12 protein-coding genes and 1 pseudogene are annotated in these 9,865 nt (G+C 67.2%); 8 read left to right on the forward strand and 5 right to left on the reverse strand.

Going from position 1 to position 9,865, the window contains the following annotated elements; genetic code table 11:
- Positions 1-2 precede the first annotated feature (2 nt).
- From P3W85_RS39475 to P3W85_RS39490, 4 genes are all read right to left on the reverse strand, one after another.
- Positions 3-140, reverse strand: a complete 138-nt coding sequence (locus P3W85_RS39475) for a DUF2474 family protein (protein WP_276268807.1) — start codon at positions 138-140, stop codon at positions 3-5.
- Complete coding sequence (gene cydB, locus P3W85_RS39480; RefSeq protein WP_276268808.1) at positions 140-1,147, reverse strand: cytochrome d ubiquinol oxidase subunit II; 1,008 nt, start codon at positions 1,145-1,147, stop codon at positions 140-142. Before cydB ends, P3W85_RS39475 begins: the two co-directional genes overlap by 1 nt.
- A gap of 13 nt (positions 1,148-1,160) precedes the next feature.
- Positions 1,161-2,600: a cytochrome ubiquinol oxidase subunit I gene (locus P3W85_RS39485; RefSeq protein WP_017224754.1), complete on the reverse strand. Its 1,440-nt coding sequence runs from the start codon at positions 2,598-2,600 to the stop codon at positions 1,161-1,163.
- Between the two features lie 316 nt (positions 2,601-2,916).
- Complete coding sequence (locus tag P3W85_RS39490; protein ID WP_276268809.1) at positions 2,917-3,312, reverse strand: hypothetical protein; 396 nt, start codon at positions 3,310-3,312, stop codon at positions 2,917-2,919.
- Between P3W85_RS39490 and P3W85_RS39495 the strand changes: the two genes are divergently transcribed.
- The 4 genes from P3W85_RS39495 (at position 3,262) to P3W85_RS39510 (ending at position 6,193) form a co-directional block, all read left to right on the forward strand.
- Positions 3,262-3,444 (forward strand): hypothetical protein, encoded by a 183-nt coding sequence (locus P3W85_RS39495; RefSeq protein WP_276268819.1) that lies wholly within the window; start codon positions 3,262-3,264, stop codon positions 3,442-3,444. The genes P3W85_RS39490 and P3W85_RS39495 overlap by 51 nt on opposite strands.
- Positions 3,445-3,539: 95 nt before the next feature.
- The gene (locus P3W85_RS39500; protein WP_276268810.1) at positions 3,540-4,778 is read left to right on the forward strand and encodes an iron-containing alcohol dehydrogenase; all 1,239 of its coding nucleotides are present in this window, start codon (positions 3,540-3,542) and stop codon (positions 4,776-4,778) included.
- Positions 4,779-4,977: 199 nt separating this feature from the next.
- The gene (locus P3W85_RS39505) at positions 4,978-5,799 is read left to right on the forward strand and encodes an SDR family oxidoreductase (protein WP_276268811.1); all 822 of its coding nucleotides are present in this window, start codon (positions 4,978-4,980) and stop codon (positions 5,797-5,799) included.
- Positions 5,792-6,193: a GlcG/HbpS family heme-binding protein gene (locus P3W85_RS39510; RefSeq protein ID WP_276268812.1), complete on the forward strand. Its 402-nt coding sequence runs from the start codon at positions 5,792-5,794 to the stop codon at positions 6,191-6,193. The genes P3W85_RS39505 and P3W85_RS39510 overlap by 8 nt, the downstream gene beginning before the upstream one ends.
- 59 nt (positions 6,194-6,252) lie before the next feature.
- Here P3W85_RS39510 and P3W85_RS39515 read toward each other — a convergent pair whose 3' ends face one another.
- Positions 6,253-7,149, reverse strand: coding sequence for a LysR substrate-binding domain-containing protein (locus P3W85_RS39515; RefSeq protein ID WP_035809178.1), 897 nt, complete (start codon positions 7,147-7,149; stop codon positions 6,253-6,255).
- A 142-nt stretch (positions 7,150-7,291) separates the two neighbouring features.
- On the opposite strand from P3W85_RS39515, the gene P3W85_RS39520 reads away from it, so the two are divergent.
- The 4 genes and pseudogenes from P3W85_RS39520 to P3W85_RS39535 form a co-directional block, all read left to right on the forward strand.
- Positions 7,292-7,669 carry a Zn-ribbon domain-containing OB-fold protein gene (locus P3W85_RS39520; RefSeq protein ID WP_276268813.1) on the forward strand — a complete coding sequence of 126 codons (378 nt, stop codon included), beginning with the start codon at positions 7,292-7,294 and terminating at the stop codon, positions 7,667-7,669.
- Entirely contained in the window at positions 7,666-8,802 is a 1,137-nt protein-coding gene (locus P3W85_RS39525) for a thiolase family protein (protein ID WP_276268814.1), read from the forward strand. Before P3W85_RS39520 ends, P3W85_RS39525 begins: the two co-directional genes overlap by 4 nt.
- Positions 8,803-8,815: 13 nt before the next feature.
- Positions 8,816-9,589, forward strand: a complete 774-nt coding sequence (locus tag P3W85_RS39530) for an SDR family NAD(P)-dependent oxidoreductase (protein ID WP_276268815.1) — start codon at positions 8,816-8,818, stop codon at positions 9,587-9,589.
- Positions 9,590-9,611: 22 nt separating this feature from the next.
- Positions 9,612-9,865, forward strand: a pseudogene (locus P3W85_RS39535) (tripartite tricarboxylate transporter substrate-binding protein); the annotation flags it as partial.

The following is a 9,865-nucleotide window of genomic DNA, read 5'->3' on the forward strand; positions in this document are numbered from 1 at the left end:
CTTCAGCTGGCAAGCCCGGCCGCACGCATCAGCAGCCGCATCAGGCTGGCGCAGACGAAGACCGTGCCGACGCCCGCCAGCCAGAGGACCAGCAGCCAGCCAAGACGGGCCGCCAGCCGTGAGCGCACGATGCCGGCCATCAGTGGTAGCCCTCGCCGCGCTTGACCTTGCCGCGGAACACGTAATACGACCATGCGGTGTAGGCCAGGATGATCGGCACGATGAACAGGGTGCCGACCAGCGCGAAGCCCTGGCTTTGCGGGGGCGACGACGCATCGAAGATCGTGATCGACGGCGGGATGATGTTGGGCCAGATGCTGATGGCCAGCCCGGTATAGCCCATGAAGATCATCAGCAGCGCGTACAGGAACGGCGCCACGTTGGGCTTGCCACGCAGGGCGCGATAGATGCCGGCGGCCGAGGCCAGCACCAGCAGCGGCACCGGCAGGAAGAAGAACAGGTCAGGCAGCGCGAACCAGCGCTGCCCGATCTCCGGATGGGTCAGCGGCGTCCACACGCTGACCGCGGCGACCATCGCCAGCATCACGCCGGTCAGCACGTTGGTCACGCGCAGCATGGTCCATTGCAGCCGGCCCTCGGTCTTCATGATGAGCCAGGTGACGCCGAGGAAGGCGTAGGTAATCACCACGCCCACGCCGCAGAAAACCGGGAACGGCGCCAGCCAGTCGAGCGCGCCGCCGGTGAAGGTGGTGCCTTCCATGGCAATGCCGTCGATATAGGCGCCCAGCGTCACGCCCTGGAAGAAGGCCGCAGTGACTGAGCCCCACGTGAAGGCGGCGTCCCAGTAGGGGCGGCTGCGGTCGCTCGCCTTGAAGCGGAACTCGAAGGCCACGCCGCGGAAGATCAGCCCCATCAGCATGAACATCAGCGGCAGGTAGAAGGCAGTGAGCAGCACCGAGTAGGCCAGCGGGAAGGCGCACAGCAGCGCCGCGCCGCCCAGCACCAGCCAGGTTTCGTTGCCGTCCCAGACCGGCGCCACCGTGTTCATCATGACGTCGCGGTCATAGCGGTCGCCGACGAAGGGGAAGAGAATGCCGATGCCAAGATCGAATCCGTCCATGACGACGTACATCATCACGCCGAAGAAGATCAGGGCGGCCCAGATAACGGGAAGGTTGATACCCATGTCGATCACCAGTTCAGATTTCGCGGCGGCCGTGCCGGGCCATCGCGTTGGGTGCGCAAGCCGCGGCGATGGCCGCGGGAACGACGCTGCCCGGGCCGTAGGACGGCTCGTCGTGCGGATGCGTGCCAGGGGCGGGGCCGGCGCTGGCCAGCTTGAGCATGTAGCGGATGCCCACGCCGAAGCAGACGAAGTAGACCGCCACGAACAGCGCCAGCGACAGCGCCACCGGGCCAGCCGCATGCGCGGAAACGGCATCATGGGTACGCAGCAGCCCATAGACCACCCACGGCTGGCGGCCGATCTCGGTGGTCATCCAGCCGGCCAGCAGCGCGATCAGGCCGGCGGGGCCCATCAGCACCGCGAGGCGCAGGAATGCCCTGGACCGGTACAGGGCGCCGTTGCGGCGCAGTACGCATCCCAGCAGGCCGAACAGGATCATTGCCACGCCCAGGCCAACCATGGCGCGGAAGGTGAAGAACAGCACCGTGGCATTGGGGCGGTCTTCCCTGGGGAAGTCCTTCAGGCCACGGATCTGGCCGTCAAGGCTGTGCGTCAGGATCAGGCTGCCCAGGCGCGGGATCTCGATAGCGTAGCGGGTTTCCTCGCGCTCCATGTCCGGAATGCCGATGACGATCAGCGGGAAGCCGCCCTTGTCATTCCTGGCGGCGGTGTTCCAGTGCCCTTCCATCGCCGCGATCTTGGCGGGCTGGTGCTCCAGCGTGTTCAGGCCGTGGGCGTCACCCACCACCGCCTGAACGGGCGCCGCGATCAGCACCATCCACAGGGCCATCGACAGCATCTTGCGGGCGGCGGGCACGGCACGGTCATGCAGCAATTGCCAGGCCGACGATGCCGCCACGAATAGTGCAGTGGACAGCAGCGCGGCGATGACCATGTGCGTAAGGCGGTAGGGGAACGACGGGTTGAAGATCACCTCGAGCCAGTCGGTCGGCACCACCTTGCCGGCAACGATGACGTAGCCGGCAGGCGTATGCATCCAGCTGTTGGACGCCAGGATCCAGGTGGAGGAAATCATGGTGCCGAGCGCCACCATCACCGTCGAGAAGAAATGCAGCCCCGGCCCGACGCGGTTCCAGCCGAACAGCATCACGCCGAGGAAGCCCGCTTCCAGGAAGAAGGCGGTCAGCACCTCGTAGGTCAGCAGCGGTCCGGTGACGCCCCCCGCAAACTGCGAGAAGCCCGACCAGTTGGTACCGAACTCATAGGCCATGACCAGGCCGGAAACGACCCCCATGCCGAAGTTCAATGCGAAGATCTTGATCCAGAACTGGTACAGGGTCTTGTACACGGCGTCCTGGGTGTAGAGCCAGCGTGCTTCCAGGAACGCCAGGAAACATGCCAGCCCGATCGTGATGGCGGGAAATAAGATGTGAAAGGAAACCGTGAATCCGAACTGGATTCGAGCGAGTTCCAGCGCTGTGAGTCCGTGCATCGATGTGCTCTCCGTGGGGTTGCCGCCGGCACGCCGGCGTGTCGCGCGACACTACGGACAAGCGTAGGGACTGCAGCCTGCCCGCGAAGGATACAGTTCTTGCGGAACCGCTAAAGCTCAGTTTGCAGAGCCGGAAGAAGCGCTTGCCAGGCGCCGCAAAGCAAATACAGATAGCGCTATGGCGCGGGATCACAGTCATGGATGGAGCCCGCTGCATCGACGATCCGGAACCAGCTCCATGGGCTGCGCCGGCGGCCGCTGCATTGACGGACCGGGATGCAGCGGACGGCCGGCGCGGGCGCTCAGCTGAACCGCGTCATGGCCTTGCCGGGGGGGCGACCGGATGCCCGCGCCCAGCGGGATGAGCATGCAGGCCCGGAACGCGAGCAGCAGCACGGTCCTGCCGAGAGTGCGGCCGTTTTGCATGGCTGCGGTTCCTGTGCTCTGGGGAATGGCGTTCAGGCGATGCTGGCCACTTCGCGCAGGTGGTGGTGCTCATGCACGGGCATTGCGCGCCTTGCCTTCTGACGGGCCCCTGCACAGCGATTCTTGGCCCGAAGCAACGCGAGCAGATGTTGGCCGGCAGCGACCATCCATAGGGCATGCCGTAGCGATCCATGAGGATGGCCACGGTGTAGGCGCCTAGCGCGTAGAAGACGCCGTGCCCCAGCGACAGTTGACCATTGATGCCGACCAGGACGTTCAATCCCACGGCAGCTTCGCCGGCGAGGCGGTGATCGGCGTGCTGGCGTATGTGGCCGTGCGGGCCACGCTGCGCGCGGGCGGCTGCGCCGCAGGTGTGCTGCTGGCCGCCAGCGATGCCCGGCGGCAGCCGACGCTATAGGCCAGCTTAACGAAAGCGGGGCGGAAAATGCATTGTGGTCCGGCGCGCCTGTCTCTACGCTTGGTTGCACTACTTCACTTGCCCATCGCCTCGACATGCACCAGGACGAATCCATCACCCACAACTTCCACGCGCGCAACTATCCGCTGAAGGTCCATGCGGGAGACAACGCGCTGGCCGCGCTGCCCCGGGAACTGCAACGCATTGGCGCATCGCGCGCGCTGATCCTGTGCGGGCGTAGTGTGCATGAGCGCACCGACCTGACGCAGCGGATCGAGACGCTGGCCGGCGGCCGTGTCGCAGGCATCTTCTCCGGGATCTCCGAAGGCGCGCCGGCGGAGTCCATCGAAGAAGCCGCGGCCAAGGCGCGTGAGCTCGATGCAGATGCGCTGATCGCGGTGGGGGCGGGCAGCGTGATCAAGGGCGCAAGGGTGGTGGCCATGCTGCTTGGCGAGAACCGCCCCTTGCTGGAGATGGCAACCGTTCACCGTGAGAACGCGCCAGCCGTCAGTCAGCGCCTGGCGTCGCCGAAGATGCCTATCTTCAATGTGCTGACCTCGCCCACGTCGGCGCAGAACCGCGGCGGCTCGGCCGTGCGCTACCGCGGCGATGCGCACCACCTCGAATTCTTCGATCCGAAGACGCGCCCGCGGGCGGTGTTCTGGGATTCCCGCGCGCTTGCGACAGCGCCGTTGACGCTGGCCCGATCCACCAGCTTCGAGATCTACTGGTGGGGCCTCATGTGCATGGGGGCCCTCGAGACGACCAATCCGCTGGCCCAGGCCAGCCGACGCCATGCGTGGCACCTCGCCCGGAAGTCCTACCCGAGGCTGGGCCCGGAGGGCGGCGCCGCCGCGCTGATCGACCTGTGCGCTGCCGGGCTGCTGCAAAACCGCGACGAGGAAGACGGCGGTCGCCCATGGTCCTGCCATCTGCTGGCGCGCGCCGCCTACGCCTCGGCCGTCGCCGTCTTCAACCACTACGACGGGGTAACGCAGCCGCGCGGCTACGCCGCGTTCGCGCCGGCCATGATCCGCGCGCTCGGCGCCTGCGTTCCGGACGTGACGCGCGCGCTGGGCGAAGCGCTCGGCATGGCGCTGCCGGATGGGAGCGCCGATGCCGAACTGGCCGAGCGTGTCGCCGCGCACGTGGCGCGTGACTTCCAGGCGCAGGGGTGGCGCACCGATCTGCACGACCGCGGCATCCCCGCGGCCGATGCGCCCATGCTGCTCGCGCTGGCGCTGCGGAACTACAACGCCAACCACGATCGCCTGCTCGACCCGCATCGCGAGGCCATGCGCGCGGCCATCGCGGCGACCCTTGCGCCGCAGTAGGCCTCAAACCTGGCTCGCGGTGTACTCCGGAAGACCTGCGTGGCAAAGGTCCGCAGGCTTGGAAGCGGACCGCGGGCACGGCCCGTTGATTTAGGCTGACTAAAAGATTTCAGCAACAAAGCTGCCTTGTTGCTGAGCAGGCGGATAGCTACATTAAAGGACGCGGGGCTGGAAATCTGGTTCTGCAAACGACCCCCGTATGGGGGCCGCATCGGCATCAGACAGTGAGAAAGAAGGGGAACCCATGTCAAAGAAAATCCTGATCACCGGCGCCAGCTCCGGCTTCGGTCGTGGCGCGGCGATTGAACTCGCCCGCCGCGGGCACGAAGTCGTCGCGGCGGCCGAAACCTGGCCTCAGGTACGGAGCCTGCGCGCGGACGCCGCAAGCGCTGGCGTCAAGCTCGAAGTCATCAAGCTCAACCTCCTCGACGGCATCGATATCGCGCACGCCACGGGTTACGACCCCGATGTGCTCGTGCTCAATGCCGGCGCGATGGAGAGCGGGTCCATCATCGATATCCCGATGGAGCGGGTGCGCGAATCGTTCGAGATCAACGTCTTCGGTCACATGAAGCTGGCGCAGGGCATCGTCCCGAAGATGGTGGCGCGCAAGTCCGGCAAGGTGGTGTGGACCTCGTCGATGGGCGGTATCCTCGTGATTCCGTTCGTGGGCGTGTACTGCGCGACGAAGCACGCCATCGAAGGCATCGCCGGGGCCATGAAGGCCGAGCTGGCACCGTACGGCGTCAAGGTCGCGACCGTGAACCCCGGCGTGTTCGGCACCGGCTTCAACGACACCGGTGCGGAAAGCCATGTGCAGTGGTACGACGCCGACCGCGCCGTCGTTCCCATGCCCGACTTCGGAGGCGCCCTCGCGGATCAGTCCGATCCGCAGGACATGATCGACGCGATGGTCGAGATCATTCCGGCCGAGGTGCATCCCTATCGCACGATGCGCCCTGTCGGCACGATCGCCGTCGCCAGGCAGTGGCAGGAAACGGAGTGGACCCAGGATGCCTGACATCACCCTCGAAGACGCGCAGCGCCTCGTGGCCAAGGGCCGTGCCGCCGCCGAAGCGGCCGGCATGAAGGCGGTCTTCGCGGTCCTTGACAAGGGCGCGAACCTGGTGGCTTTCGCCCGGATGGATGGCGCCTGGCTGGCGTCGAACGAACTGGCCATTGCGAAGGCACGCACGTCGGTGATGTTCCAGGCGCCCACCGACGCCCTGAACGCGCCGCTGGAACTGGGCAAACCGGTTCTGCGTTTCGACCACATCCACAGCGGCGGCCTGCTGCTCGTGGGGGGCGGTGTGCCCCTGTTCGACGACGATGGCCAGTTGATCGGCGGGCTGGGGGCGTCGGGTGGCATGCCCGAGCAGGATGCGGCCCTCGCCCGCGCGGCCACCGCGAAGTAGCGCTGCCGCTGGCGATGCCAGACGGGCATCGCCAGCGCCTTCTTGCGCCGCAATCGACCTCAGGCCGTTCCCCGGCCCGCCTCCTGCTTCACCCATTCGAGGAAAGACCGGAAGGCAGGCGTCGTTGCGCGCGCGGCCGACCAGACCAGGTAGTAACCGGTGTCGCTGCGCCCCACGAAGTCGAAGGGCGCGACAAGCACGCCGACCTTCAGCAGTTCCCCAACGTACTCGCGCTGCACCATCGCAACGCCGAGTCCGTCGATAGCCGCCTGGATGGCCAGCGAGGAGTTCTCGAACGAGAGGCTGCGCTGCGGCTTCAGCCCAGACAACCCGGCAAGGCCGAGCCAGCGCTGCCAGTCGTCCATGCGGCGCACGGAGTGGAGCAGCGTCACCTTCGACAGGTCGGCGGGGGTGCTCAGGCGCTGCGGGCCGCGCAGGAACGACGGATTGCAGACCGGCTGAAAGGCGTCATCGAACAGCCGCAGGCCCTCCAGACCCGCGGGCAGGGTCTTGCCGACGAAGGACGCCATGTCGACGTCCTCCGCCTCGAAGCGGATTTCGCGGAAGCTGGTCATGAGCTGGATGTCGAGTTCCGGATGCGCGCCGTGGAAGCGCGACAGGCGCGGCACCAGCCACTTCTCCGCCAGCGTGGGCATCAGGCACAGTTTCAGCGTGTCGTGGCGCGGCCCGCGCGCGATGGCGTTGAGCGTCAGCTCGATGGTCTGGAACGCCTGCGTGAGCGCCGGGCGCAGCACCTGACCCGCATCCGTCAGCTCGATCGACCGGCCCTTGCGCCGCAGCAGCGGCACGCCAACCAGTTCCTCGAGCAGCTTCACCTGCTGGCTGACCGCACCGGGCGTGACGCACAACTCTGCCGCAGCGTTGGAGACGCTCTGATGGCGCGCGGTGGCCTCGAAGGCCCGCAGCCCAAGCAAGGGGAGGCGGATACGGTTCATTTAATTTAGTTTTTCTAAAAAATAACGAAGAAAAAACTGCCTTGTTCACAGCGATATCAGCTGGCTACACTGGGTTCTAGTTAATCCAGGATATCAGCTGCCGGCACTGAACTCTAGTAAATCTAAAACGATAAGGCAATTCATGGAAATCACGAAATATCCAGAAACGCACTTCCGGAATGACGCGCAGGGCATGACCCTGCTGGCCGCACGCTACCGCGGCACCGGCGGGCTGCGTTTTCCGCCGCCTGAGTTCCTTCAGGCCGGCGAAGCGGCGGAGCCCGTCGCCATGGGCACGGGCGGCCGCCTGTACACCTTCACCACGGTCCACCCGGGCAAGGCGCCCGCGTACGCCCTGGGCATGGTGGATTTCGAGAACGGCCTGAGGGTCTTCGGCCGGCTGGTGTGGCAAGGCGACACTGTGCCGGCCATCGGCGACGCCGTGCGCACCGTTGCGTTCACGCTGCCGGACGGCACGCCCGACTATGCCTTCGAGCCGCTGAAGGGCACCGCATCATGAGCGCACCTCTGATCACGGGCGTCGGCATTTCCGACTTCGGCCGCTTTCCCGATCTCACCGAAGAAGCGCTGGCCCAGGCGGCCATCCTGGCCGCGCTGAAGGACGCCGGCCTGGGCCTGCGCGATGTGCAGGCGTTCTATTGCGGCAATGCCCTGGGTGGGCATCTGCCCGGGCAGCGCGCGCTGCGCGAGCTGGGCACCGGCGGCGAGGCAGTCTACAACATCGACAACGCCTGCTCCAGCGGCGCCACCGCCTTCCACCTGGCACTGCAGGCATTGCGGGCCGGCCAGTACGAGACGGTGCTGGTGTTCGGCATGGACCACCTGAGCGGCCTGGGCGGAGGTGCGTTGCCGCTGAACGGGCGCGACTGGAACAACCGGCGCGGCTTGATCATGCCCGCGCTGTATGCGATGCGCGCCAAGCGCTACATGCACGAGCATGGCATATCCGCCGAGGCACTGGCCGATGTGTCGGTGAAGAACCGGCGCCATGGCGTGCACAACCCCATCGCGACGTTCTGCCGCGAGGTCACGCGCGAAGAGGTGTTGTCCTCGCGCATGGTGGCCGACCCGCTGACGCTGCTGCAGTGCTGCCCGGGCGTGGTGGACGGTGCCGCCGCGCTGGTGCTGAGCACGCGGCCCGCGCAAGGCGTGGGCAAGCCGGTGCGCGTGCTGGCTTCGGTGGTGCAGTCAGGCCTGTTCGAGATCCACCAGGTCGACATGACCGAGGCGGAGATCACGCGGCGCGCAGCGCGGCTGGCCTACGAGCAGGCCGGTGTCGGTCCGCGCGACCTCAGCCTGATCGAGCTGCACGATGCCTTCACCATCTCCGAGCTGCTGTACTACGAGGCGCTGGGCCTGTGCGAGCGCGGCGAGGCGCCGCGGCTGCTGGCCAGCGGCGCCACCGCGCTCGGTGGCCGGATCCCGGTGAACGTGAGCGGCGGCTTGCTCGCCAAGGGCCATCCGCCCGGCGCCACGGGCGTCGCGCAGATCGTCGAGCTGTGCGAGCAGCTGCAGGGGCGCGCCGGCCGGCGCCAGGTCGGCGGTGCGCGCATCGGGCTGAGCCAGGTGACGGGCGGGGGCATCTGGGGCGTGGACCACGCCGCCTGTTCCATTCACATCCTCGCCGCTTGAGGAAGGAGCGACCATGACGGACCAAGCCACTCCCGCCGGCCTCGCCGGCCTGAGCGCGATCGTGACCGGCGGTGCAAAGGGCATCGGCCTGGGCATCGCGCGCAGCCTGGCCGAGGCCGGCTGCCGCCTTGCACTGTGGGACATCGACGGCGATGCGCTCGAGGCCGCGGCCGAGGAACTGCGCGCCGGCGGTGCCGATGTCTCGGCGAGGCGTGTCAGCGTGACCTCGATGGAGGAGGTGCAGGCGGCCGCCGCGGAGTTCCTGGCGCGCAACGGCCGCATCGACGTGCTGGTCAACAACGCCGGCATCGGCGGCGACAAGCTCGTGACCAAGATGGCGTTGGACTTCTGGCAGCGCGTCATCCAGACCAATCTGACCTCGCAGTTCATCTGCTGCAAGGCGGTGCTTCCCGCGATGCTCGAACAGAAGTTCGGCCGCATCGTCAACCTGTCGTCGCGCGCCTGGCTGGGCAACCGCGGCCAGGCCAGCTACTCGGCCTCCAAGGGCGGCGTTGTCAGCTTCACCCGCAGCCTGGCGCTGGAGTTCGCGCGCAGCGGCATCACCGCCAACGCCATTGCGCCCGGCATCGTCGAGACGCCCCTGTTCGGCACGCTCGCGCCCGAAGTCCGGCAGGACCTGCAGCGCACGGTGCCGATGCAGCGCATCGGGCAGGCCGAAGATGTCGCCAACGCGGTGCGGTTCTTCGCATCGCCCGCCTCGGGCTACGTGACCGGGCAGGTGCTGTATGTGTGCGGCGGCCGCAGCCTGAGCAGCGCATCGGTCTGACCCCGGCCCCAAGGAGACAGTCATGAAAAGAAGAGAGTTCACGCTTGCCGCCGCCGCGGCGCTGCTCGCGCCGGCGTTGTCCGCGCGGGCCGACAGCTATCCGTCGCGCGCTGTGCGCCTGATCGTCCCGTATCCGCCCGGCGGAGGCACCGACACGGTGGCCCGCACCGTGTTCGCGCACGTCGCCGCGCTCCTGGGGCAGCCATTTGTCGTGGAGAACAAGGCGGGCGCGGGCACGACGATCGGTCTGGCCGAACTGGCACGCTCGCATCCCGA

Origin of the sequence: Cupriavidus basilensis (assembly GCF_029335485.1) — a bacterium.
Classification (GTDB): Bacteria; Pseudomonadota; Gammaproteobacteria; order Burkholderiales; family Burkholderiaceae; genus Cupriavidus; species Cupriavidus basilensis_E.